Origin of the sequence: Bradyrhizobium sp. STM 3566 (genome assembly GCF_045571445.1) — a bacterium.
Lineage (GTDB): Bacteria > Pseudomonadota > Alphaproteobacteria > Rhizobiales > Xanthobacteraceae > Bradyrhizobium > Bradyrhizobium vignae.
Window position 1 is genome coordinate 4,468,010 of sequence record NZ_CP120692.1, and the last position, 23,182, is coordinate 4,491,191.

General features: G+C 64.9%; 22 protein-coding genes. 11 read left to right on the plus strand and 11 right to left on the minus strand.

The genetic code is table 11. The features are described 5' to 3' along the window. Positions 1-6: 6 nt before the first annotated feature. The 7 genes from P6U27_RS21675 to P6U27_RS21705 all read right to left on the minus strand — a co-directional run bounded on the left by P6U27_RS21675 (position 7) and on the right by P6U27_RS21705 (position 7,765). Positions 7-711, minus strand: a complete 705-nt coding sequence (locus P6U27_RS21675; RefSeq protein ID WP_407192561.1) for an ABC transporter ATP-binding protein — start codon at positions 709-711, stop codon at positions 7-9. Next, entirely contained in the window at positions 708-1,499 is a 792-nt protein-coding gene (locus P6U27_RS21680; protein ID WP_407192562.1) for an ABC transporter ATP-binding protein, read from the minus strand. Before P6U27_RS21680 ends, P6U27_RS21675 begins: the two co-directional genes overlap by 4 nt. After that, a complete protein-coding gene (locus P6U27_RS21685) occupies positions 1,496-3,385 on the minus strand; it encodes an ABC transporter permease (protein ID WP_407192563.1) in 1,890 nt (629 codons plus the stop codon). Before P6U27_RS21685 ends, P6U27_RS21680 begins: the two co-directional genes overlap by 4 nt. Positions 3,386-3,580: 195 nt before the next feature. Continuing rightward, positions 3,581-4,783, minus strand: a complete 1,203-nt coding sequence (locus P6U27_RS21690; RefSeq protein WP_407192564.1) for an ABC transporter substrate-binding protein — start codon at positions 4,781-4,783, stop codon at positions 3,581-3,583. A 31-nt stretch (positions 4,784-4,814) separates the two neighbouring features. Next, positions 4,815-5,399: an amino acid synthesis family protein gene (locus P6U27_RS21695; protein WP_024338309.1), complete on the minus strand. Its 585-nt coding sequence runs from the start codon at positions 5,397-5,399 to the stop codon at positions 4,815-4,817. A 15-nt stretch (positions 5,400-5,414) separates the two neighbouring features. Beyond that, positions 5,415-6,311 carry a UPF0280 family protein gene (locus P6U27_RS21700; RefSeq protein ID WP_407192565.1) on the minus strand — a complete coding sequence of 299 codons (897 nt, stop codon included), beginning with the start codon at positions 6,309-6,311 and terminating at the stop codon, positions 5,415-5,417. After that, positions 6,308-7,765, minus strand: a complete 1,458-nt coding sequence (locus P6U27_RS21705) for a 6-hydroxynicotinate reductase (protein ID WP_407194469.1) — start codon at positions 7,763-7,765, stop codon at positions 6,308-6,310. Before P6U27_RS21705 ends, P6U27_RS21700 begins: the two co-directional genes overlap by 4 nt. A 240-nt stretch (positions 7,766-8,005) precedes the next feature. On the opposite strand from P6U27_RS21705, the gene P6U27_RS21710 reads away from it, so the two are divergent. Both P6U27_RS21710 and P6U27_RS21715 read left to right on the plus strand, forming a co-directional pair. Further along, positions 8,006-8,488 (plus strand): (2Fe-2S)-binding protein, encoded by a 483-nt coding sequence (locus P6U27_RS21710; protein ID WP_129143145.1) that lies wholly within the window; start codon positions 8,006-8,008, stop codon positions 8,486-8,488. After that, positions 8,488-12,012, plus strand: coding sequence for a molybdopterin cofactor-binding domain-containing protein (locus P6U27_RS21715; RefSeq protein ID WP_407192566.1), 3,525 nt, complete (start codon positions 8,488-8,490; stop codon positions 12,010-12,012). Before P6U27_RS21710 ends, P6U27_RS21715 begins: the two co-directional genes overlap by 1 nt. Positions 12,013-12,239: 227 nt before the next feature. Here the strand turns inward: P6U27_RS21715 and P6U27_RS21720 are convergent, their stop codons facing one another. Then, the gene (locus P6U27_RS21720) at positions 12,240-13,208 is read right to left on the minus strand and encodes a catechol 2,3-dioxygenase (protein ID WP_407192567.1); all 969 of its coding nucleotides are present in this window, start codon (positions 13,206-13,208) and stop codon (positions 12,240-12,242) included. Positions 13,209-13,633: 425 nt separating this feature from the next. On the opposite strand from P6U27_RS21720, the gene P6U27_RS21725 reads away from it, so the two are divergent. From P6U27_RS21725 to P6U27_RS21735, 3 genes are all read left to right on the plus strand, one after another. Then, positions 13,634-15,373 carry an ATP-binding protein gene (locus tag P6U27_RS21725; protein WP_162500326.1) on the plus strand — a complete coding sequence of 580 codons (1,740 nt, stop codon included), beginning with the start codon at positions 13,634-13,636 and terminating at the stop codon, positions 15,371-15,373. A gap of 188 nt (positions 15,374-15,561) precedes the next feature. Next, positions 15,562-16,143, plus strand: a complete 582-nt coding sequence (locus P6U27_RS21730) for a peroxidase-related enzyme (protein ID WP_407192568.1) — start codon at positions 15,562-15,564, stop codon at positions 16,141-16,143. A gap of 10 nt (positions 16,144-16,153) precedes the next feature. Continuing rightward, positions 16,154-16,657, plus strand: a complete 504-nt coding sequence (locus P6U27_RS21735) for an MgtC/SapB family protein (protein WP_122403816.1) — start codon at positions 16,154-16,156, stop codon at positions 16,655-16,657. 140 nt (positions 16,658-16,797) lie between these two features. Here the strand turns inward: P6U27_RS21735 and P6U27_RS21740 are convergent, their stop codons facing one another. Continuing rightward, positions 16,798-17,421, minus strand: a complete 624-nt coding sequence (locus P6U27_RS21740) for a ParB-like protein (protein ID WP_122403817.1) — start codon at positions 17,419-17,421, stop codon at positions 16,798-16,800. A gap of 333 nt (positions 17,422-17,754) precedes the next feature. Between P6U27_RS21740 and P6U27_RS21745 the strand changes: the two genes are divergently transcribed. The 6 genes from P6U27_RS21745 to P6U27_RS21770 all read left to right on the plus strand — a co-directional run bounded on the left by P6U27_RS21745 (position 17,755) and on the right by P6U27_RS21770 (position 22,541). After that, entirely contained in the window at positions 17,755-18,096 is a 342-nt protein-coding gene (locus tag P6U27_RS21745; protein WP_129143141.1) for a hypothetical protein, read from the plus strand. A gap of 234 nt (positions 18,097-18,330) precedes the next feature. Continuing rightward, positions 18,331-18,618, plus strand: a complete 288-nt coding sequence (locus P6U27_RS21750; protein ID WP_063700473.1) for an acyl carrier protein — start codon at positions 18,331-18,333, stop codon at positions 18,616-18,618. A 10-nt stretch (positions 18,619-18,628) separates the two neighbouring features. Then, entirely contained in the window at positions 18,629-19,099 is a 471-nt protein-coding gene (locus tag P6U27_RS21755) for a 3-hydroxyacyl-ACP dehydratase FabZ family protein (protein WP_027571684.1), read from the plus strand. Next, positions 19,096-20,301 (plus strand): beta-ketoacyl-ACP synthase, encoded by a 1,206-nt coding sequence (locus P6U27_RS21760; protein ID WP_122403820.1) that lies wholly within the window; start codon positions 19,096-19,098, stop codon positions 20,299-20,301. The genes P6U27_RS21755 and P6U27_RS21760 overlap by 4 nt, the downstream gene beginning before the upstream one ends. A 21-nt stretch (positions 20,302-20,322) precedes the next feature. Continuing rightward, entirely contained in the window at positions 20,323-21,600 is a 1,278-nt protein-coding gene (locus tag P6U27_RS21765; protein ID WP_407192569.1) for a beta-ketoacyl-ACP synthase, read from the plus strand. Between the two features lie 8 nt (positions 21,601-21,608). After that, positions 21,609-22,541 carry a lipid A biosynthesis lauroyl acyltransferase gene (locus P6U27_RS21770; protein ID WP_122403822.1) on the plus strand — a complete coding sequence of 311 codons (933 nt, stop codon included), beginning with the start codon at positions 21,609-21,611 and terminating at the stop codon, positions 22,539-22,541. 89 nt (positions 22,542-22,630) lie between these two features. On the opposite strand, the gene P6U27_RS21775 is transcribed toward P6U27_RS21770, so the two are convergent. Both P6U27_RS21775 and P6U27_RS21780 read right to left on the minus strand, forming a co-directional pair. Continuing rightward, positions 22,631-22,906 carry a DUF5615 family PIN-like protein gene (locus tag P6U27_RS21775; RefSeq protein WP_407192570.1) on the minus strand — a complete coding sequence of 92 codons (276 nt, stop codon included), beginning with the start codon at positions 22,904-22,906 and terminating at the stop codon, positions 22,631-22,633. Between the two features lies 1 nt (position 22,907). After that, positions 22,908-23,138 (minus strand): DUF433 domain-containing protein, encoded by a 231-nt coding sequence (locus P6U27_RS21780; protein WP_122403824.1) that lies wholly within the window; start codon positions 23,136-23,138, stop codon positions 22,908-22,910. Positions 23,139-23,182 lie beyond the last annotated feature (44 nt).

Consider the following 23,182-nt stretch of genomic DNA (forward strand, 5'->3'; position numbering starts at 1 on the left):
CTTGCCTCACAACGACAGATGCGCGTCGCGGATATCCGGACGCGCGTCGAGCTCGGCCATGGTGCCGCCGAAGCAGATGCGGCCGCGCTCGATGATGTAGGCGCGGTCCGAAATCAGTCGCGCGAAATGCAGATTCTGCTCGGAGACGACGATGCTGACGCCCTCCTTCTTCATGGTCAGGATGGCATCGACCATCTGCTCCACGATCTTCGGCGACAGGCCTTCCGACGGCTCGTCCAGCAGCACAAGCGAGGGATTGCCCATCAGCGTGCGCGCGATCGTCAGCATCTGCTGCTCGCCGCCACTCATGCGCCCGCCCGGGCGGTTCTTCATCTCGCCGAGATTTGGAAACAGCGCGAACAGTTTTTCGCGCGTCCAGTGCGGCGCGTTCGGCCGCTTCGGCTGGCGGCCGACTTCGAGGTTTTCCTCAACCGTGAGGTCGGTGAAGATGCGCCGCTCCTCCGGCACGTAGCCGAGGCCTTCGCGCACGATCTCATGGGTCGGCTTCGCCGAGACGTCCTTGCCTTCAAACATGACGCGCCCGGAGCGCTGCGCCACGAGGCCGACGATCGAGCGGAACGTCGTCGACTTGCCGGCGCCGTTACGTCCCAGCAGCGCCACCACCTCGCCCTCCCCGACCTCGAAGCCGATGTCGAACAGGATGTGCGCCGGGCCGTAGTGGCTGTTGAGGTCCTGCACAGTGAGCTTCATGTCGAGGCTCCCTCGCGATGGCGGGCATCGTAGACCAGGCCTTCCCCGAGATAGACCGCCTGCACCTGCGGATTGCCGCGCACCTCGGCCGGCGAGCCCTCGGCGATCAACGTGCCGCGGTTGAGCACGATGATACGGTCGGCATGCTCGAACACCACGTCCATGTCGTGCTCGGTGAAGAGCACGCCGATCGATTTTTCGCGCGCGATGCGCGCGGTCAGCCGCATCAGATCGACCCTCTCGCGCGGCGCCATGCCGGCGGTCGGCTCGTCCATCAGCAGCAATTTCGGCTGGTTGGCGAGCGCGACCGCAAGCTCGAGCCGCTTGAGGTCGCCATAGGCAAGCTCGCCGCAGGGACGGTCTGCGTAACCGCCCATGCCGACCAGTTCGAGCAGGCGGCCAGCCTCGCCGCGGTCGAACTTCGGCGCCGAGCCGAAGAGATTGAACAGCTGTTTCCCGTGCGAGATCAGCGCGACCTGCACGTTCTCGCGCACGGTCATCGTGGCGAAGGTCGCAGTGATCTGGAACGTGCGCCCGACCCCGAGCCGCCACACCTCACGCGGCTTCCGGCCTGTGATTTCCTCGCCGCGCAGGCGGACGTGCCCCGAGTCCGGTTTGTTCTGGCCGTTGAGCATGTCGAAGCAGGTGCTCTTGCCCGCGCCGTTCGGCCCGATCAGCGCCAGGATCTCGCCGGCCTGCAGCGAGAAGGACACACCGCGCACGGCATGGATGCCGCCATAGGATTTGGTCAGGCCTTCGACCGCGAGAAGTGGGGGTGCAACGCTCATTCGGCGGACTCGATCGGCTTGGCAAGCAAGGGGGATCCCGGCGGCGAGGACTTCCTGCGGCGCTGCGCCAGCATCTCCAGCATGCCGACGATGCCCTTGGGAAAGACGACGACGATCAGCATGATGAAGCCTCCGAGCACGAGCTTCGACAGATCGGTCTGGCTCACCAGCCAGATGTTCAAAGCCTTGTAGACGATCGCGCCGATCACCGCGCCAGACACCGTCTCGACGCCGCCGAGCAGCACCATGACCAGTGCATCGACCGACAGCGAGATACCGAGATTGTCGGGAAACACACTGCCCTTGAGGTAGGCGAACAACGCGCCGCCAATGCCGGCGGTCGTGCCCGCGATGACGAAGGCGGTCCACTGAATGCGCTTGGCATTGATGCCGATCGCCTCGCTGCGCAGAACCGAGTCGCGCGTGGCACGAAGCGCGTAGCCGAACGGCGAGAACACCATGGCCCGCAACGCGATCGTGACGAGCGCCGCGACGCCGAGCGCCAGCCAGTAGAAATGCGACGGGCTCGCCGCCCAGCTCGACGGCCAAAGGCCCAGAATGCCATTATCGCCGCCTGTTACGTTCACCCACTGGAACGCGATCGACCACACGATCTGCGCGAAAGCGAGCGTCAGCATCGCGAAATAGACGCCGGAGAGCTGCACCGCGAAGAAGCCGAACACCGCCGCGCCCAGACAGCCGAGCAACGGGCCGAGCAACAGGCACACGATCATCGGCAGCCCCGCCATCTTGGCGAGGAAGGCGATGCCATAGGCGCCGAGCCCGAAATAGGCTGCGTGACCGAACGACGCGAGCCCGCCGACCGACATCAGGAAGTGCAGGCTGACGGCAAAGATCACGAAGATCGCGATCTCCGACCCGACCGTTAGCGCGTAATTGCCGGCGAACAGCGGCAGCGTCGCCGCGATGGCCAGCGCTGCCAGTGAGGCGAGCCGCTCGTTCGACATCAGTGGCCGCCAGGGATTGACCGTGAGACCCGGCGTCTTGCGCGCCGCCGCCTCCGGTTTGCCGAACAGTCCCCAGGGACGCACGATCAGCACGACTGCCATCACCAGGAAGACCAGGATGATGGAGATCTTCGGGAAGATCAGGATGCCGAAGGCATTGAGTTCGGACACCAGCACCGCCGCAACGAAGGCGCCGACGATGCTGCCGAGGCCGCCGATCACGACGACGACGAAGACCTCGACGATGATGCGCAAATCCATGGCGTGATGCACGGCATCGCGCGGGATCTGGAGCGCACCGCCAAGAGCGGCGAGGAAGACGCCGACGGCAAACACTGATGTGAACAGCCACTTTTGATTGACACCGAGCGCGGCAACCATGTCGCGGTCCTGCGTCGCCGCGCGCACCAAGACGCCCCAGCGCGTGCGCTGGAACAAGAGCCAGAGGATGCCGAGCACCACGGGGCCAAGCACGATCAGGAACAGGTCGTAGCTCGGGATGTTTTGGCCGAAGAAGTCGATGGCGCCCTTGAACCCCGGCGCGCGGCGGCCGACGAGATCGTCGGGCCCCCAGATCAGCACGACGAGATCCTCGACCATCAAGGTCAGGCCGAAGGTCGCGAGCAGCTGGAACAGTTCAGGCGCGTGATAGATGCGCCGGAGCAGCACCATCTCGACGATGACGCCGATCAGCGCCACGGCGAGCGCGGCCAGAACGATGCTGCCCCAGAAGCCGAACGCGCCCGACAGCCGCTCGGTCAGCGTGAAGGCGACGTAGGCGCCTATCATGTAGAAGGCGCCATGCGCGAAATTCACGATCCGCGTCACGCCGAAGATGATCGACAGGCCAGACGCCACCAGGAACAGCGACGCTGCGCTGGCGAGACCGGTCAGAAACTGTACGACGTAAAAGGCCATCGGCGGTCCGGGTTGGTGTTGCGTGCCGCGGCACGCGGGTCTTGGTTCACCTCTCCCCGCTTGCGGGGAGAGGTCGAATTGCGCGACGCGCAAATTCGGGGGAGGTGGAGTCTCCGCGAGTCCCTCTGTCACCTCCCTCGCGGAGGCTCCCTCTCACCCCACCCTCTCCCCGCAAGCAGGTCGAGGGAAAAGAGATCAATCCTTCGGCCGCAGCTTCTCGATTTCGGCGTCGCTGGGCAGGTAGTCCGCACCCTTCTTGTAGGACGAATCCACCATCACGCCCTTGCCGTCCTTCAGCGCGGTCTTGCCGACGAAAGCGCCCAGCGTCGACTGGTGATCGATCTTGCGGAAGGTGATCTCGCCGAACGGCGAGCCCATCGACAGCCCTTCCGCCGCGGCGATCAGCTTCTCGGGATCTGTCGAGCTCGCCTTCGCGAGAATCGCGGCTGCCGACTTGATGGTCTGGTAGCCGACGATCGAGCCGAGACGCGGATAGTCGTTGTACTTGGCCTGATAGGCCTTGAGGAACGCATCATGCTCGGGCGTCTTGATCGAGTACCAGGGATAGCCGGTGACGATCCAGCCCTCCGGCGTCTCGTCCTTGAGCGGATCGAGATATTCCGGCTCGCCGGTCAGGAAGGAGACGACCTCGCGCCCCTTGAACAGGCCGCGGGTGTTGCCTTCGCGCACGAGCTTGACGAGATCGGCGCCGAAGGTGACGTTGAGGATCGCTTCGGGATTGGCGGCGGCGACCGCCTGCACCACCGGGCCGGCGTCGATCTTGCCCTGCGGCGGCCATTGCTCGTCGACCCACTGGATGTCCGGGCGCTTCTCCGACATCAGCTTCTTGAACACGGCAACGGCCGACTGGCCATATTCATAGTTCGGCGCGATCGTCGCCCAGCGTTTCGCCGGCAGCTTGGCGGCCGCCTCGACCAACATCGCGGCCTGCATGTAGTTGGAGGGACGCAGGCGGAAGGTGTATTTGTTGCCCTTGGACCAGGTGATGGCGTCCGTCAGCGGCTCGGCCGCGAGGAAGAACACCTTCTTCTGGTTGGCGAAGTCCGAGACCGCAAGGCCGATGTTCGACAGGAACGTGCCCGCGAGCATGGCAACGCCCTCGCTCGAGACGAGTTCGTTGGCCGCGGTCTGCGCATCCGCCGGCTTGCCGCCATCATCCTTCGAAACGACGACGAGCTTCTTGCCATTGATGCCGCCCGCCGCGTTGACCTCTTCGACGGCAAGCTGCCAGCCCTTGCGATAGGGCTCGGTGAAGGCCGGCAACAGCGAATAGCTGTTGATCTCGCCGATCTTGATGTCCTGCGCCAGGGCCGAATGAGCCATGCCGCTCGTCAGAAGCGCGAAGGCCGCGCCGACGATAGTATTTCTTGCTCGCATCCCAACCTCCAGTTTGAACTCTTTACGTATCTTATCTCAAGCCGTCTTCGCCCTTGATCTCCGCAACCGTCAGTCCGCCGACGCGCGGCAGCGGACGGCCGCTGTCGGTGACGGCGACTGCGACCATGATCTCGTTGGCACGCGGCGCGTCGTTGATCTGCACCTCCATGCCGTCGAAATGACTGCGCACGAAGGCCGCGTCCTTGTGACCGAGCGGAATGTCCAGCGTCGTGCCCGGCCCGCTGCGCTTCTTCGACGAGGGGATCAGAGCCGCGCCTTTGCCCAGCACTTTGCGCACCGGCGCGCCCATCTTGGGGTGGAGGATGGCGGCGGCATGCTCAAGCTCGCCGTTCTCGCCGACGGCCGCCGCCTTGCCGTAGCTCTGCGCCTTGGCGCCATCGATGCCGAGTGCGGCCACCGCGCGCTTAGACAAGAGTTCGCCCAGCTCCTCACCGATCGCAATCAGCGGCGAGAGATCCTCGACATATTTCCCGGCAAAGGGGTTTTCGATCACGGCAATCGCCGCCGCGCGCCGGGTCGGCGGCGAGACCTGCCGTCCCATCTCCATCTGCGTCTCTTCGACGACGGTGACGATCTTGCGGATGATCGCGCTCATGTTTCGCTTCCCCGTTCAGGCACAGACCGCGCTCTCCAGCACAAGCGGGCGCGTTCGTTGCTCTTCTATATCCTTGGTTCCGATGACAAGCATATCACCACAGAGCCGCAGCACGGCACCCTCGATCAATCCGCGATCGAACAAATGCCGTGCACATTCCGCGCCAGATTCCAGCGCGGCGGCGATATCATTCGGCGACAATTCACCGACGTCGCGGGTGACAAGACGGCCGCCGAGATCGCTGTCGGGCTGAAGCTCGTTCGCGGGCTGCCGAACAATGGCCGGATGCCCGGGCAGATCGACCGCGTTGGCGATCACGGTCGCTGCCGCATCGGCCTGCGAAGCGGTTGCCGCCAGCACCGTCACCGCATCGGCAATGCCGAGCGAAAAGCTCCGGCCGTGGCGCCCGCTGGTGGCGACGCCCCGCACCGGGTCATCCGCATCGATCTTCATCGTCCGCATCACGCCGTCGCGGTCAGGCCGATCCATCAAGCCGACCGAAAAATGCTCACCGGCGCCGAGATGAAAAGCGATGTCGCCACCGTTGTTGGCGTAAGCCCGATCCAACGTCGCAGCGTTCAGCATTGCGCTCAGAATCTCCTCCGCCACGCTGCCGGCAACGGCCGCCATCGGCGTGATGAAGCAATTAGCGGCATAGGGCGCCACCGCGGCGTGCATCCGCCGCGCCACAACGCCCGTCAGCGACGTCCGATCCTCAGCGGCGGACCGCAATTGCGGTAGCTCCGCGCAAAGCTCGTCGAGCAATCCGGTGAACCGCAGCGTCGCGGCCTCATAAGCCGCCCGCACCTCGTCCGTGCGTCCCCTCGCCTCCACGATCAGATCGATCGGACCATCCTGCAAATGCAGTCGCCGCCCATCAGACAGCAATGCGATTTGCGGGCGCCGTGTCATGCCCGCGGACCCGGAATCGGGTTCTGCCAGGACAGCTGGCGCACGTCCTCGCCGTTCTGCACTTCGGACAATGGCTTGACATAATCCATGTGCCCGCCGAGAGCGGCATAATCCGTCAGCTTCATCGTGAACTCGATCGGTGCAACCAGCGCCGGCGTCGGCACATAGCCGAACGCGCCGGAAGGCATCTGCGTCACATCGACCATGTAGGTGATCCCGCCGCCGGGCCAGACATAAACCGGCGCGCCGCCGCTGGTGACGCGCGTCAGCGCATCCTTCACCGAACGCGTCAGCCGCACCGGGTTGTCGGTGACGCCGGCGCGCAGCGAGCCGCCGGCGCCGGCCATGAACAGCACCGTGCACAGCGCCGGCTCACAATTTTCCTGGATGCGCTCGACCGAGAATTTCAAATCGGCCGGCATTTCAGTCTCGACCGGCTTCAAGGCCTCGTCGAGCACGTAATAGGACGAATGCTCCCCGGTCGTGGAGACCATCAGCATGGTCAGCCCGGGCTTTGCTTCCTTGGCATCGAACGGCCCGAGGATCGACAAGGGATCAGAGACGTTGGTGCCGCCCCAGCCCGTGCCGGGATCGGCGACCTGGAAATAGCGGCCGGGCGTCGAGCGCCGCCCCTTCATCTTGATGCCGGTGTCGGGAATGTCGAGCAGCTTGCCGGCCTGGTGCTCGCTGAGGACGCCGGTGATGTGGTCGTCGACCACGACGACCTCGTCGACCTTGCCGTGCCACTGTTTTGCGAACATGCCGATCGTCGCCGAGCCGCAGCCGACGCGCATGCGCTCTTCCTTGACGCCGTTGACGATCGGCGGTTGCCCGGCCTGCACCACCACGGTCGCGCCGCCGTCGATGGTCAGCTCCACCGCCTTGCAATTGGCGAGGTCCATCAGCGTGTCGCAGGTGACCCGCCCCTCCTTCTTGGAGCCGCCGGTCAGATGATGCACGCCGCCGAGCGACAGCATCTGCGAGCCGTATTCGCTGGTGGTGACATGGCCGACCGCCTCGCCCTGCGCGCGGACAGTCGCGGTCTCCGGCCCGAGATACCGGTCGGTGTCGATCTTCACCTTGATGCCGCAATAGGAGAAGATGCCTTCGGTGACGACGGTCACCATGTCGACGCCATCGACCTCCGCGGAGACGATGAACGGCGCCGGCTTGTAGTCGGGATAGGTCGTGCCCGCGCCGATCGCCGTCACAAAAGTCGAGGGCTCGTGGACGATCTTGCCGTCCCAGTCTTCCGTGCGGCTGAACGGAACCAGCTTGCCGCCATGCGAGACGGTGCGTTCCAGGATCACGTGAGGATCGACCCGGACAAGCTTGCCGTCGTGATTGGCATAGCGGTCACAGGCGCCCGCCGCGCCCGGTTTGATGTAGCACATCACCGGACAAGCATCGCAGCGGATCTTGTCGATGACGGCGCTCGTCGTTTCAGTCACCATGTCGGAGCCGGCGGACACTGCAGTTATCATTCGTATACGAACGATGTTGCGCGCGGTCCCCCGGGCCTGTCAAGCGGCGGTGCAGCGCAAAAGATGCCGCTGCCGCATAAAACCTCATTTGCCTATCCGCCCTGTCCACAAAGAAGGCAATCGCGTTGCAGTGCGGCATGCACGGCTTGCACGTTTGTGTACAAACGGTATCGTCCAGGCATCGAATTTCATGCGGGCTTGGGAACGAGGATGACGCAGACACCGATCCGCCTCACTGTGAACGGCAGGATCCACGAGGTCACGGCAGAGCGGGACACGCCGCTGCTCTATGTGCTGCGCAATGACCTCGCGCTCAACGGCCCCAAATATGGCTGCGGTCTCGGCGAATGCGGCACCTGCACTGTCCTGATCGACGGCGCGGCGGCGCGCTCCTGCGTGATTCCGATCGGCGGCTGCGCCGGCCGCGACGTCGTGACGCTCGAGGGCCTCGGCACCCGCGACAAGCCGGACGTCGTGCAGCAGGCCTTCATCGACGAGCAGGCCGCGCAATGCGGCTACTGCCTCAACGGCATGATCATGACCACCAAGGCGTTGCTCGCCATCAATCCGCGGCCGACCGAGCAGGAGGCGCTGGCGGCGTTACGATACAATCTCTGCCGCTGCGGCACGCATGTCGAAATCCTGCGCGCCGTGATGCGCGCATCGGGTCAGCTCGCCGAGGCCGCAGATTGATGGCCGCCCCTGTTTGGAATGGAGCTGAGCGGCCATCGGGTTCGCTCATCGTCGCCCGCACTGTGGACGAGATCACATCCGAGACCTTCGTCCGCATCACCGCAGACGGTTCGGTCACCGCCTATAACGGCCATGTCGATCTCGGCACCGGCATTCGCACCGCGCTCGGCCAGATCGTCGCCGAGGAGCTCGACGTCTCCTTCGCGCGCGTCGTGGTCGTGCTCGGCGATACGGCCGTGGTGCCGAACCAGGGCGCGACGATCGCCAGCGAGACCATCCAGATCACCGCGGTTCCCTTGCGGAAGGCCGCCGCACAAGCGCGACACTTCTTGATCGCGCACGCGGCCGAGCGGCTGGAGCTGCCGGCCGCCGATCTCAGAATCGAGGACGGCCTCGTGCGCGGCCACGACAACCGCAGCGTCAGCTATGGCGAGCTGATCGGCGGCGAAACGATTCGTCTCGAGCTTGCCGAAGATGTCATGGTGAAGGCCGTTGGCGATTACGCCATCGTCGGCCAGTCCGTGCCGCGCGTCGATCTACCCGCGAAAGCCGCAGCCGAGCTGACCTTCGTGCACGACGTCCGGGTATCAGGCATGCTGCATGGTCGTGTGGTGCGGCCGCCCTATGCCGGCGTCGATGCCGGACCGTTCGTCGGCACCAGCCTCATCGCGGTGGATGAGTCCTCGGTGCGCGACATCCCCGGGCTCGTGGCGGTGGTACGCATCGGCGATTTCGTCGGCGTCGTCGCCGAGCGCGAGGAGAATGCGATCCGCGCGGCAGAGCAGCTCAAGGTCGCCTGGAAACCGACACCCACCCTGACCGACCTCGCCGATGTGGAGACCGCGCTTCGCGCCAATCCGTCGACGCCGCGCACGCTGATCGACAAGGGCGAGGTCGAAAAGGCGATATCAGGCGCGGCCAAGCCGATGCGGCGCACTTACGTCTGGCCGTATCAGATGCACGCCTCGATCGGCCCGTCCTGTGCGGTCGCTGATTATAGGGATGGCAATATCCGCGTCTGGTCGGGCACGCAGAACCCGCACGTGCTGCGCAGCGATCTGGCGCTGCTGATCGAGCGCCCCGAGAGCGAGATCGAGGTCATCCGCCTGGAGGCCGCCGGCTGCTACGGCCGCAACTGCGCCGACGATGTCACCGCCGACGCGCTGCTGCTATCGCGCGCCGTCGGCCGTCCCGTCCGCGTACAATTGACGCGCGAGCAGGAGCACGCCTGGGAGCCCAAGGGCACCGCGCAGCTCATCGACGTCAATGGCGGGCTCGATGCCGACGGCGGCATCGCCGCTTACGATCTCGCCACGCGCTATCCCTCGAACGCCGCACCGACGCTGGCGCTGATGCTGACCGGCCGCATCTCGCCCGATCCCGCCGTGCTCCAGATGGGCGACCGCACCGCGATCCCGCCTTACGATTACGACCACATGCGCGTTGTCGCCCACGACATGGCGCCGATCGTGCGCGCCTCCTGGTTCCGCGGCGTCTCGGCGTTGCCCAATACCTTCGCCCATGAATCCTATATCGACGAGGCTGCAACCGAAGCCGGCGTCGATCCCATCGAATACCGCCTGCGCTATCTGAAAGATCAGCGCGCCGTCGATCTCGTCAATGCGGTCGCCGAACGCGCCGGCTGGACGCCGCGGCCGGTGCGCGAGGAGAAGGACGGCGAGATCGTGCACGGCCGCGGCTTTGCCTATGCGCTCTACGTCCACAGCAAGTTTCCCGGTTATGGCGCGGCGTGGTCGGCCTGGGTCGCCGACGTCGCAGTGAACAAGACGACCGGCGAGGTCAGCGTGACACGCGTCGTGGCGGGACAGGATTCCGGGTTGATGATCAACCCCGATGGCGTGCGCCACCAGATCCACGGTAACGTCATCCAGTCCACCAGCCGCGCGCTGATGGAAGAGGTCTCGTTCGAGCGCGGCGCGGTGGCGGCGCGCGAATGGGGCGCCTATCCAATCATTCCATTTCCCGACGTGCCCAAGATCGACGTCCTGATGCTGCCGCGTCAGGACCAGCCGCCGCTCGGCGTCGGCGAGTCCGCCTCGGTGCCGAGCGCGGCAGCGATTGCCAATGCAATCTTCGATGCCACCGGCGTGCGCTTCCGCGAGCCGCCGTTCACGCCTGAGCGAATCCTGAAAGGCCTGCACGGCGATGCGCCGGCGACGCCACAGGCGCTGCCCACCTCCGCTGCGTCGCGGCCGGCTCGCATCTGGCAAAATCCGTTCGCCAAACGCGCCGGCATCGTCGCGGCCGTCACAGCCGTCTGCACCGCCGCGATCGGCATCGGCGCGGCGCTTATGCCGGGACGTACCATTGCGCCGATCGCGCGGCCCGATGCGTCGGTCTATTCCGCGGCGACGATCGCGCGCGGCCAGCAGCTCGCCGCGCTCGGCAATTGTGCGGAGTGCCACACCAACATTGGCGGCGTGCTCAATGCCGGCGGTCGTGCGCTTCAGACGCCGTTCGGCACGATCTACGCGACCAATATCACGCCCGACGTCGAGACCGGCATCGGCGCCTGGTCCTACCCCGCCTTCGAGCGCGCGATGCGCGACGGCTTGCATCGCGACGGGCGCCAGCTCTATCCCGCCTTCCCCTATACGCATTTTTCCAAGACCAGCGACGCCGACCTCCAAGCGCTCTACGCTTACCTGATGGCGCAGCCTGCGGTGCGCGCGACAACACCCGCCAACACGCTCGCCTTCCCGTTCAATCTGCGCCCGCTGCTGGCGGGTTGGAACGCGCTGTTCCACCAGACGCGCGAGTTCAAGCCAGATCCCGCCAGGTCGGAAGCTTGGAATCGCGGCGCTTATCTCGTGGAAGGCCTCGGCCATTGCAGCGCCTGCCATTCGCCGCGCAACGCGCTCGGCGCCGAGCAGCGCGAGGCCTATCTCGCCGGCGGCTTCGCCGAGGGCTGGGAAGCGCCGGCGCTGACCTCGCTCTCGCACGCGCCGATCCCGTGGAGCGAGGATGAGCTCTACGCCTATTTGCGCACCGGCCATTCACGCTATCACGGCGTCGCCGCCGGCCCGATGGCACCGATCGTCAGGGACCTCAAGACCCTGCCCGATGAGGACATCCGCGCGATGGCGGTCTATCTCAATTCATTCAACGACAGCGCAGCCGAGACGCCGGATGCGCTTGCGGCACGGCTGGAAAGCGCAACGCAGGTCACCGTCGCCTCTTCAACCGGCGCGCGCCTCTATCAAGGCGCCTGCGCCGTGTGCCATGAGGTCGGCGGCCTGCCGCTGTTCGGCAGCCGGCCCTCGCTCGCGCTCAACAGCAATCTGCACAGCGCGACATCGGACAATCTCGTGCAGGTGATCCTGCACGGCATCGCCGAGCCAGCGTCGAGCGACCTCGGCTACATGCCGGCATTCAGGAACAGCTTGAGCGACGCACAGGTCGAGGAGCTCGTCACCTTCCTCCGCAGGCAGTTCGCGCCGGACAAGCCGGCATGGACCGGCGTGCGCGAGACGATCGCGCGCGTGCGAGCGTATCCGCACTAAGGCGATACGAAAAAAGCATGGCACGAGGCTCGCCTGCGGCCATCCTTCGAGACGCCCGCCTGCGGCGGGCCTTCAGGACGAGGTCGCGTTTTGCGGCGAGATATCAGACCCTCATGGTGAGGAGCCCGCCAAAGCGGGCGTCTCGAACCATGCAGGCCGAGCTCGTTCGGCACGCCCAATGTGTGCGATAAAGGAACGGAAAGAGCGATGCTGTCGGCAAGATTGCTCTAACCGTGCTTCTTCACCTCCACCGGTGGCGTACCGTGGGTGTGGAACGACTCGATCGTCTTCAATCCCCAGGCCTGGCCCTTCTTGCGCTCCTCCTCGGTCCAGACGATCGGCTTCCAGTCCGGCGCGAGGATGAGCCGCGCGCCGGCATTGGCGACTTCGACGCGATTGCCGCCGGGCTCGTAGACATAGAGGAAGAAAGTCTGCTGGATCGCGTGCTTGTGCGGGCCGGTCTCGATATGCACGCCGTTCTCCAGGAAGATGTCGGCCGCGCGAAGAATCTCCTCGCGGCTGTCGAGCGCGTAGGTGACATGGTGGAAGCGGCCGGGCACGCCCGAATGGTCGAGCGAATAGGCGAAGTCGTAGCTTTTGTTCGACATCGTCAGCCACATCGCCGCCTCGCGGCCATCATTGAGCACGATCTGCTCGGTGAGACGGCATCCGAGATAGTTCTCGAAGAACTCGCGGTTGGCCTTGATGTCGACGGCAAGGCAGTTGAGATGGTCGAGCCGGCGGACATTGACGCCGCGCGCGGGAAAGCGCTGCGCCTGGTTCTTCAGCGCTGGCCTCAGCTCCGGCGGCGCCTGATACCATTCGGTCTCGTAATAGAGCTCCACGATGTGGCCATCGGGGTCGCGGCAGCGGAAGGTCGGCCCCTGCCCCATGTCGCCGTCGATCCAGCCGATATCGAAACCGGAGCCCTTCAGCGCGGCAACCCGACGTTCCAGCGCTTGCTGACTGCGCGCGCGCAGCGCCATGTGGCCCATGCCCGACGTCTTCGACGCCGAGAGCTTGAGCGAATAGCGCTCATAGTCGTCCCAGCCGCGCAGGTAGACCGACTCGCCCTTCTGTCCGCTCACGGTCATGCCCATCACGTCGACGAAGAATTTCAGGCTCTCGTCCGGCTTGGGCGTCAACAGCTCCATATGGCCGAGATGAGCGAGATCGAGGATCGGTTCGGGCTGCATGATTTCCTCCTGGGACCTGGCGCGATCTGCCGTACCGGACGGCGCGATTGGACGCAGGGCGCAACGTCGCCCACCCGCGCCAATGGCAGTGAACTCATTTGTACTAGTGTACAAATAATTAGGTCTCGTCAACAAATCCCCGCGAGGCCCAGCTGCAAATGGCGGGCGGGCCCGGCCGGACCGGCGGGTGCTCCGAACCGCCTGCCCGAATGGTAAAATCTTCCTTAAGGTTGGCCCTCGATCCGTTGACCTGGAAAAAACAGCATCTTCCGTCAATTTCAGCCGCAAATGTGCATCAGGAACAAACCTATCGGCTGAATTGTCGCGGATTTGACGGAGCGAGCGCGCCCGGCGTTTAACCGTTTGTGCAGCGACGGCCGCGCATAGTCAGGGCAAATCCCTTGCTCTTGCCAGGTTCATCAATCGTGACATCCTTTGGACGCGTGATTTCGGTTCGCGGATCGCTCGCCCGGGTCGGGCTTCTGGCGGAAGGCCGGATGCCGATCTCGGAGGTGCGGGCGACCGTCGGCCGCTTCGTCAGCATTCGCTGCGCCAGCTCGGTCATCGTTGCCATGATCACCGAGGTCTCCTGCGAGAATCTGTCGAGCTCCGACAACTATATCGCCATCGCTTCGGTCGACCTGCTCGGCGAGATCCTCAATGCCGGCGACAAGCCGAAATTCCAGCGCGGCGTCACCAATTATCCGACCATCGGCGATGCCGTCGACCTGATCACGAGCCAGGAGCTGCGCACGATCTACGCACCGACCGGCTCGGACCAGATCAATGTCGGCTTCCTTCAGCAGGACCGCTCGGTCATCGCCTATGTCGACGTCGAGGAAATGCTGTCCAAGCATTTTGCGGTGCTGGGGTCGACCGGCGTCGGTAAATCGACCGGCGTCTCGCTCCTGCTCAACGAGATCCTGAAAGCGCGGCCGAACCTGCGCATCTTCCTGCTCGACGTGCACAACGAGTATGGCCGCTGCTTCGGCGACCGCGCGCTGGTGCTCAACCCGCGGAACCTGAAGCTGCCGTTCTGGCTGTTCAACTTCGAGGAAATCGTCGACGTGCTGTTCGGCGGCCGTGCCGGCGTGCCCGAGGAGCTCGACATCCTCGCCGAGGTGATCCCGCTCGCCAAGGGCGTCTACACCCAGTACCAGAACGCAGACCGCATCGGCCTCAAGCGCATCGATCCCAAGCAGGTCGGCTACACTGTCGACACGCCGGTCCCTTATCGCCTGGTCGACCTGCTATCGCTGATCGACGAGCGTATGGGCAAGCTCGAGAACCGTTCCTCGCGCATCATCTATCACAAGCTGATTTCGCGCATCGAGGCCGTGCGCAACGATCCGCGCTACGCCTTCATGTTCGACAACGCCAATGTCGGCGGCGACACCATGGCCGAGGTGATCAGCCATCTGTTCCGCCTGCCCGCCAACGGCAAGCCGATGACGGTGATGCAGCTCGCCGGCTTCCCGGCCGAAGTCATCGATTCCGTCGTCTCGGTGCTGTGCCGCATGGCCTTCGATTTCGGCCTGTGGAGCGATGGCGTCTCGCCGCTGCTGTTCGTCTGCGAAGAGGCGCACCGCTACGCCTCCGCCGACCGCAACATCGGCTTCGGGCCGACCCGCAAGGCGGTGTCGCGCATCGCCAAGGAGGGTCGCAAATACGGCGTCTATCTCGGCCTCATCACCCAGCGCCCCGCCGAGCTCGACGCCACCATCATCTCCCAGTGCAACACGCTGTTCACGATGCGTCTTGCCAACGACCGCGACCAGGCGCTGCTGCGCGCCGCGGTGTCGGACGCCGCCGCGAATCTCTTATCCTTCGTGCCCTCGCTCGGCACCCGCGAGGTGCTGGCGTTCGGCGAAGGCGTCGCTCTGCCGACGCGGCTGCGCTTCAAGGAGGTGCCGCCGCACCAATTGCCGCGCGGCGAGGCCACCATCTCCAGCGTGCCGTCGGTCACCTCCGGCCACGACATGCATTTCGTCGGCGCGGTGCTCGAACGCTGGCGCGGCGCCACCTCGCAGCGCGACGTGCCGAACGATCCCGTATTCTCGGCTCCGCCGGCGAAGACGCTCTCGAGCGTCGAGGCTCCGATGCTGCAACCCTCGATGGGCCTCGATCCGGACCGCTTCTCGCTGCTGAAGAAGCCGTTGCGGTAAGGTAATTCTCTTTCGCCAACCTCGTCATTGCGAGCGCAGCGAAGCAAATCCAGCGTCCGTCAGCGGCAAGATTCTGGATTTGCTTCGCTGCGCTCGCAAGGACGGACCAAGGGGCGACAGCGCTGGGCCAAGTTGAGCACGGGGCCCGCATCGACTATGGTTGCCGGCTCCAAGCCGGAATCCATGCCATGACAAAAACCGCCGCGCAACGCTTCCCCGCTCCCGCTCTCGACTCGCTCCCCGGCGACATCCGCACGCGTCTTCTCGCCGTGCAGGAGAAGAGCGGCTTCGTGCCGAATGTGTTCCTGACGCTGGCCTATCGTCCCGACGAGTTCCGCGCCTTCTTCGCCTATCACGATGCGCTGATGGAGAAGGACGGCGGCCTGACCAAGGCCGAGCGCGAAATGATCGTGGTGGCGACTTCGGCGGCGAACCAGTGCCAGTATTGCGTGATCGCGCATGGTGCGATCCTGCGCATCCGCGCCAAGAATCCGCTCATCGCCGACCAGGTCGCGGTGAACTACCGCAAGGCCGACATCACGCCGCGGCAGAAGGCAATGCTCGACTTCGCGATGAAGGTCTCGGCTGACGCGCAGCGGATCTCCGAGGGCGACTTCGCCGCGCTCGCGCCGCACGGCTTCAGCGACGACGACATCTGGGACATCGCCGCGATCTCGGCCTTCTTCGCGCTGTCGAACCGGCTGGCGAATTTCACCGGCATGCGTCCAAACGAGGAGTTCTATCTGATGGGACGGTTGCCGAAGACCTGACTGGCAAGACATGACCGAGCTCGATTGGCCCGAAATCCTGCTGCGCCTCGGCGCAGCGACGCTCGCCGGCAGTGCGATCGGTCTGAATCGCGATCTGCAGGGTAAGCCGATCGGCCTGAAGACGCTCGGCATTGTCGGGCTCTCCACCGCGGCCGTCGTGCTGCTCGCTGTCGAGTTCGCTGAGCCCGGCAGAATCAACGATGCGGCAAGCCGGGTGATCCAGGGTATCCTGACCGGGATCGGCTTTCTCGGGGCCGGCGTCATCGTCCACGAGAGCCGAGGTTTTCGCGTGAGCGGCCTGACCAGTGCGGCCTGCACCTTTCTCGCCGCCTGCCTCGGCATTGCCTGCGGCGCCGGACACTGGAAGATCGTCCTGGTCGCACTGGCGTTCGCCTTCGTGCTGCTCACAGTCGGCCGCCGCATCGAGCGCTGGCTGCACCGCGCTCTCGGTGGAAATGAGGATCCGCACCGGCCAGAGGCAAAGCCGCATACGCCCCCCCGGGGCAGCGGCTAAAATCGCAGCCGGCGGCCCCAAAGCGGCTTCAGCAGTTCGAGCGTCGTGAGCACCAGCGATCCCGCACCGAGAGTTAGCGCTTCGGCATCAACTCGAGCGTGATGTGATGCGCCGTGGTGGTACGGTACGGCGCCACTGCCCTAATCATCGTCTGCCGGACCGCACCAGCCGGGCAGATAGACCGCAGCCTTGCTTCTGGCCGCGGCCAGCGCCTTCTCGAGCGCCTTGTCGAAATTGGCTTCCACCGCCTTGCGCGAGACCTGCCGACGCAGGAAGTCGGCCCACAGGAATTCGGAGAAGGGCGTGGTGTCCTTGGCGAAGCCGCCCATGCGGCGCAACTCGCCGGCAAGGCTGCGGAACGGATCGTCCTTGAGGTCGGCGACCGATTTCGGCAGGTCGCGGAATGACCGCCGCTCGCCCTTGGCGTCGTAAGGATAGACCCATCGCTTGTTGTCCATGACGCCCCAGAACGCTTCGCGCTCGACCATCCTGAGGTCGCCGACGATCGTCACCAGCACCTCCTTGACGCCTTCATCGTGCAGCGCGCGGCCGAGATGATGATGGTCGATCACGTAGTAGCGCAAGTCGGGGCCGTAGACGACGGGGATCATGTGCTTGCCGAGCAGGTCGGCCTGCTTCGTCTTGTTGCGCTCGCGCCAGCGCTTGCGCTTCTCCTTGACCTCGCGCATGCCGACCGTCATCTGTGTCGGCCGGAGCGACAGGATCGGGACAGGATGCACTCGCGGCTCGCGCGTATTGGTCATGATCGAAAGGTCCTCGCATGGTTGCAGCTGATGGTCCGGGTTCTCGCGACTATGCCATGGGCCCTCGCGGTACAAAATCCGTTCGGGAAGGACGCGGAGATCACAAGTCGACCGATAGAGCGAGGGTACGAACCTCGTGGCCGTCATTGGGCCTGTCGTTGCAGCGCAACCCGCCCGCCCCCAGCTCGACGGCCGGTTCCCCGATCGCTCCACGCCAGCCCTGCGCACAAATAGTGCAGACGAACAAATGCACGCGAGCATTGAGAAGATTTTCTGCAACGCGCTGCTCACGTGTGCTATCTAAATCGGTGCTTCGGAGTGATCCCCGCCCCCATGAACAATCAGCGGCCCATAAGCTCTGATGACGAGCACCGGGTGCTCCAGTTCAGGCCGCGCACCCCGCCTTTCAAGGCGGCCCAGCCCGGCAGCGGCACCGTGCAACCGCTGCGCGTCGCACCTGAACGGCTGGACCTGTCGCGCTACGAGCAGCCCCGCGCCGAGCCCGACAATTTCCGCCAACGCATGCTTGCCAACATCGCGGCGCTGGCCTTCACCATCGCGCTGACCGCGATCGGGATCTGGCTCGCCGTCAGCATCGCCGACCTGCGTCGGACCCAGGATTGCGTGCTGATGGGCCGCCGCGACTGCGTCAAGATCACGACGCCGCATATTTAGGACCGGCCCGGCGCCGGCGCCTCGCCGAATGGGTCCCCAGCCGGCATCCCCAACCCTGTCCCTCGCTATCCCATGGGCCCGCCCGGCTCCATTGAACTCAGGGCGGCGCTCCGATATACGGGCTTTCGACCCGGCCAGAGGGGGGTTTGAGGGCGTCATCAGGGGCGCGATGCCCGCCCACCGTGCCACTCTGGACAATCTGAAAAATACCCGCAATATATCAAAGGCTTAGTGATGTCTTCCACATTCGATCAGGTCGCCACGATCATCGCTGAAACCTGCGACATCCCGCGCGACACGATCACGCCGGATAGCCATGCCATCGATGACCTCGGCATCGACAGCCTCGATTTCCTTGATATCGCGTTCGCGATCGACAAGCAGTTCGGCATCAAGCTGCCGCTGGAAAAGTGGACTCAAGAGGTCAACGACGGCAAAGCGACCACCGAGCAGTATTTCGTGCTGAAGAATCTGTGCGCCCGCATCGACGAACTGGTTGCGGCCAAGGGCACGAGCGCCTAAGGGCGCGGTCATGCAACTCGAATACTTCCACATGATCGATCGCATCGTCGACCTCAAGGTCGACGAGAAGACGATCGTCGTCGAAGCGCAGGTTCCGAAGGAAAGCACCATCTTCGAGGGACACTTCCCGGGCTATCCCTTGATGCCCGGCGTGCTCCTGATCGAATCGATGGCGCAGGCCTCGGGCTGGCTTCAGCTCGGCGTGTTCAAGTTCGAACGCATGCCGATCTTGGCCGCCGTGAAGGAAGCCAAGGTCCGCGGCTCGGTCTTCCCCGGCGATCTCATGAGCATCGAGGCGAGCCTCACCCATGAAGGCTCCGGCTATGCCATGACCGAGGCCAAGATCAGGGTCGGCGGCAAGCTGCGCGCGAATTCGGCGCTCACCTTCACGCTGATCCCCTTCCCCAATGCGGATATGCGCTCCCACATGGACGCGATCGCCAAGCGCGTCGGATTTCCGCAACAGGCCGTATCGCCATGACTGACACTCCCGCTTCGAAGCCGGGCCAGACCGAGGTCTGGATCACCGGCATTGGGCTCGCCACCTCGCTCGGCGAGGGCCTGGACGCCAACTGGGCCGCGCTTCAGGAGAAGCGCATCAATGTCGACGAGAAGGGCTTTGCACCCTACGTGGTGCATCCGCTGATGCCAGTTGCCTTCGACAACCAGATCCCGAAGAAGGGCGACCAGCGCCAGATGGAAGCCTGGCAGCGAATCGGCACCTATGCCGCCGGTCTTGCGCTCGATTCTGCCGGCATCAAGGGCAACAAGGACATCCTGTCGAAGATCGACATGGTGATCGCCGCCGGCGGTGGCGAGCGCGATCTCAACGTCGACAGCGGCGTGCTGACGGCCGAGGCCAAGGGCGCCAACGCGCCCGGCTTCCTCAACGAGCGGCTGATGAGCGATCTCAGGCCGACGCTGTTCCTGGCCCAGCTTTCGAACCTGCTCGCCGGCAACATCGCCATCGTGCACGGCCTGGGGGGCACATCGCGTACCTTCATGGGCGAAGAGGTCGCCGGCGCCGATGCGGCCCGCATCGCGCTTGCGCGCATCGCCTCGGGCGAGAGCGACATCGCGCTGGTCGGCGGCTCGCACAATGGCGAGCGCAAGGACTTGCTCGTCCTCTATGAATTCGGCGACTTCAATCTGAAGGACAAGTTCGCACCGGTGTGGGCGCGCAAGGACCATCCCGGCTTTGCGCTCGGCTCGGCCGGCGCGTTCCTGGTGCTGGAATCGCGGGCGCATGCGGAAGCGCGCGGCGCCAAGCCGTTCGCCAAGCTCACGAGCGTCGTTGCCGACCTCGCCCGCCGCAAACAGCCCGGCGACATGGCCGCGACGCTGGAGAAGCTTTGGGGAAAGCTGCCCAAGCGCGAGGGTAAGAGCGCGATCATATCGGGAGCGACCGGCGCCGAGCCCGCGACCTCGGAAGAACGCGGTTTCCTGAAGAATCATGCCGACCTCCCGGTCCGCTCGACCGGCACGGTGTTCGGCCACGCCATGGAGACGCAATTCCCGCTCGGAATCGCGCTCGCTGCGCTGTCGATCTCGCGTGGTGCTCTATTCCCGCCGAACGATTCAACCGGGACCGAGATTGAAATGCAGGGCGCGCCTACCCAGATCGTGGTGGTGGGAGCCGGACACTGGCGCGGCGAAGGCATGGCGCTGGTCGAGGCGGTTTAGTTAGCTCAAGCGGGGATCGACATGACTGCACCACGCGACAAACTCGGGCGTCCCGTCGTCGTCGTCACCGGCATGGGCATCATGACCTCGCTCGGTGCCGGCAAGGCCGACAATTGGGCGAAGCTCGTCGCCGGCGAATCCGGCATCCGCACCATCACCCGCTTTCCGATCGACGGGCTCAAGACCACGATGGCCGGCACGGTCGATTTCGTCAGCGTCGATCCGTTCTCCTCCACCGCCCTGTCCGAACGGATGGCCGAGCTGGTGACGCAGGAAGCGCTGGAGCAGGCCGGCATCGGCGCGAAGGCCGATTTCCCGGGTCCCCTTTTCCTTGCGGTTGCACCGGTCGAGGTCGAATGGCCGCAGCGTCGCGAACTCGGTCGCGCCGTCGGCCAGCTCGACATCACCTATGACGATTTGCTGCGCATTTCCGGCGGCGGCAAGTTCAGCGCCTACCATCATCGCTTCATGTTCGGCTCGGTCGCAGCCCATCTCGCCGAGACGTTCGGCACCAAGGGCTCGCCGATCTCGCTGTCGACGGCCTGCGCCTCGGGCGCGACCTCGATCCAGCTCGGCGTCGAGGCGATCCGCCGCGGCGAGACGGACGCCGCGCTGTGCGTCGCGACCGACGGCACCGTCAACCCGGAAGCGCTGGTGCGCTTCTCGCTGCTCTCGGCGCTGTCGACCCAGAACGATCCGCCGCAGGCGGCTTCCCGCCCCTTCTCCAAGAACCGCGATGGCTTTGTGATGGCCGAAGGCGCCGGCGCCCTGGTGCTCGAGAGCTACGAGGCGGCGACTGCGCGCGGCGCAAAGATCCTCGGCGTGATCGCTGGCTGCGGTGAGCTCACCGATTCCTTCCATCGCACCCGCTCCTCGCCCGACGGCAAGCCGATCATCGGCTGCATGAACAAGACGCTGGCCGATGCGGGCATGACGCCGGACCAGATCGACCACATCAACGCGCACGGCACCTCGACGCCCGAAAACGACAAGATGGAGTTCAACACGACATCGGCCGTGTTCGGCGAGCTTGCGCAGAAGATTCCGGTCACCTCCAACAAGTCGATGGTCGGCCACACCATCTCGGCCGCCGGCGCGGTGGAGGCGATCTTCTCGCTGCTCACGCTGGAGCATCAGCGCATTCCGCCGACGATCAACTACGAGACGCCGGATCCCACGATCCTGTTCAACGTCGTCGGCAACAAGGCGCGCGATGCCCGCGTCACCGCGGTGATGTCGAACTCGTTCGGCTTCGGCGGCCAGAACGCCTCGTTGATCCTGACCCGCGAACCGGCCTGACCGGACGCATGGCGCTGCTGACTGCGAGCACGAAGGCCCGCGCGCGGGAGGCTGCCAAGTCGCTCGGCGGAAGTCTGATCGGCGCGGCGACCGTCGCGATGCTGCGCACCACGCGCTATTTCGATCCGGTCAAGACCTCGGATTTTTTCGCGCGCGCCGTGAAGCTGATCGGCCCGCGCCTGCGCGAGCACCGCATCGGCCGCGCCAATCTCACCGCCGCCTTTCCGGAGAAATCGCCGGAGGAGATCGAACAGATCCTGATGGGCGTCTGGGACAATCTCGGCCGCGTCGGCGCCGAGTTCGCCCATATCGATCATGTCTGGGACTACGACCGCGATGTCCCGGAGAAGAGTCGGATCGAAATTTCTCCGCGCAGCATCGAGCTGTTCGACCAGATCCGCGAAGACGGCAAGCCGGCCCTGATCTTCGCCGCGCATCTGGCCAATTGGGAATTGCCGGCGCTCGCCGCCGTCGCGCACGAACTGGATACCGCGATTCTCTATCGCCGCCCGAACATCGCTTCCGCCGACCGCATCATCCAGGAGATGCGCCAGGTCAACATGGGCACGCTGATCCCGGCCGGCCGCGATGCGCCGCTGCGGCTCGCGCAGGCGCTCAAGGACGGCAAGCACGTCGCGATGCTGATCGACCAGTATCTGACCGCAGGTGTCGAGGTCACCTTCTTCGGCCGCAAGACCCGCGCCAACCCGATGCTGGCGCGCCTCTTACGCCAGATCGAATGCCCGATCCACGGCGTGCGCATCATCCGCCTGCCCGGCGGCCGCTTCCGCGGCGAGCTGACCGAGGAGATCCCGCCGGTGCGCGACGCCGAGGGCAGGATCGACATCCAGGGCACGACCCAGGCGATCACGAGCGTCGTGGAAGGCTGGGTCCGCGAGCATCCCGAGCAGTGGTTGTGGCTGCATCGAAGGTGGCGGTAGACGCTGGTGCTATTTGCTCAGCGGCCGCATTCGGACTCGGCCGGGCTCGATCACAGAAAAATGGCCCACCCAATCGTCACGGGCCAAGATTAGGTCGGCGAGGACTTGCCAATCCGCCCGGGTGCCGGCGGAGGGATGCGTAATAATACGATACCGCATGCGGCCGGTAGCGGTGACGCTTTGGCCAATTCCCCAAAGTCCTCATCGAAGGTGAGCAGGATCCGTTGTTCGTGCGAAGCCTGCGCCAATACTTCGCGATCGCTGCTACCAGGCGCCGAAGCTCTGATCCAGATGACGTCGTGACCTGATGCGCGAAGTGCATCGACCGCGGAGCCAGGAAAATTCTCGTCCGCGAGGAAACGCATCTCAAGCTGCGGTCGGGTGAACCCGTTCGGCGCTAAGGGAATCGCGCGCGTAAGCCAGACAGGCGAGAATGTCCTCGCGCGAAAGGCCTGGATAGTTGGCCAAAATGTCGGCTTCGCTCCAACCGTCTGCCATCAGTCCGATGATGAACTCGACCGCAATGCGGGTCCCGCTAATCACGGGCTTCCCAGCAAGGACATCAGGTGCGAGCGAGATGCGAGAATGCTCAGTCATCACTTGGGCTCAATCGCTGCGTTCGAGGCCCATACTAGCTCAAA

Bases quoted from the DNA above. Each gene is read 5' to 3' on its own strand.
- P6U27_RS21710 (WP_129143145.1), top strand. From the start codon at position 8,006: ATGACGCAGACACCGATCCGCCTCACTGTGAACGGCAGGATCCACGAG.
- P6U27_RS21780 (WP_122403824.1), bottom strand. From the start codon at position 23,138: ATGACTGAGCATTCTCGCATCTCGCTCGCACCTGATGTCCTTGCTGGG.
- P6U27_RS21760 (WP_122403820.1), top strand. From the start codon at position 19,096: ATGACTGACACTCCCGCTTCGAAGCCGGGCCAGACCGAGGTCTGGATC.
- P6U27_RS21715 (WP_407192566.1), top strand. From the start codon at position 8,488: ATGGCCGCCCCTGTTTGGAATGGAGCTGAGCGGCCATCGGGTTCGCTC.
- P6U27_RS21680 (WP_407192562.1), bottom strand. From the start codon at position 1,499: ATGAGCGTTGCACCCCCACTTCTCGCGGTCGAAGGCCTGACCAAATCC.
- P6U27_RS21770 (WP_122403822.1), top strand. From the start codon at position 21,609: ATGGCGCTGCTGACTGCGAGCACGAAGGCCCGCGCGCGGGAGGCTGCC.
- P6U27_RS21775 (WP_407192570.1), bottom strand. From the start codon at position 22,906: ATGCGTTTCCTCGCGGACGAGAATTTTCCTGGCTCCGCGGTCGATGCA.
- P6U27_RS21705 (WP_407194469.1), bottom strand. From the start codon at position 7,765: ATGGTGACTGAAACGACGAGCGCCGTCATCGACAAGATCCGCTGCGAT.
- P6U27_RS21690 (WP_407192564.1), bottom strand. From the start codon at position 4,783: ATGCGAGCAAGAAATACTATCGTCGGCGCGGCCTTCGCGCTTCTGACG.
- P6U27_RS21720 (WP_407192567.1), bottom strand. From the start codon at position 13,208: ATGCAGCCCGAACCGATCCTCGATCTCGCTCATCTCGGCCATATGGAG.
- P6U27_RS21675 (WP_407192561.1), bottom strand. From the start codon at position 711: ATGAAGCTCACTGTGCAGGACCTCAACAGCCACTACGGCCCGGCGCAC.
- P6U27_RS21740 (WP_122403817.1), bottom strand. From the start codon at position 17,421: ATGACCAATACGCGCGAGCCGCGAGTGCATCCTGTCCCGATCCTGTCG.
- P6U27_RS21765 (WP_407192569.1), top strand. From the start codon at position 20,323: ATGACTGCACCACGCGACAAACTCGGGCGTCCCGTCGTCGTCGTCACC.
- P6U27_RS21745 (WP_129143141.1), top strand. From the start codon at position 17,755: ATGAACAATCAGCGGCCCATAAGCTCTGATGACGAGCACCGGGTGCTC.
- P6U27_RS21700 (WP_407192565.1), bottom strand. From the start codon at position 6,311: ATGACACGGCGCCCGCAAATCGCATTGCTGTCTGATGGGCGGCGACTG.
- P6U27_RS21735 (WP_122403816.1), top strand. From the start codon at position 16,154: ATGACCGAGCTCGATTGGCCCGAAATCCTGCTGCGCCTCGGCGCAGCG.
- P6U27_RS21755 (WP_027571684.1), top strand. From the start codon at position 18,629: ATGCAACTCGAATACTTCCACATGATCGATCGCATCGTCGACCTCAAG.
- P6U27_RS21685 (WP_407192563.1), bottom strand. From the start codon at position 3,385: ATGGCCTTTTACGTCGTACAGTTTCTGACCGGTCTCGCCAGCGCAGCG.
- P6U27_RS21750 (WP_063700473.1), top strand. From the start codon at position 18,331: ATGTCTTCCACATTCGATCAGGTCGCCACGATCATCGCTGAAACCTGC.
- P6U27_RS21730 (WP_407192568.1), top strand. From the start codon at position 15,562: ATGACAAAAACCGCCGCGCAACGCTTCCCCGCTCCCGCTCTCGACTCG.
- P6U27_RS21695 (WP_024338309.1), bottom strand. From the start codon at position 5,399: ATGAGCGCGATCATCCGCAAGATCGTCACCGTCGTCGAAGAGACGCAG.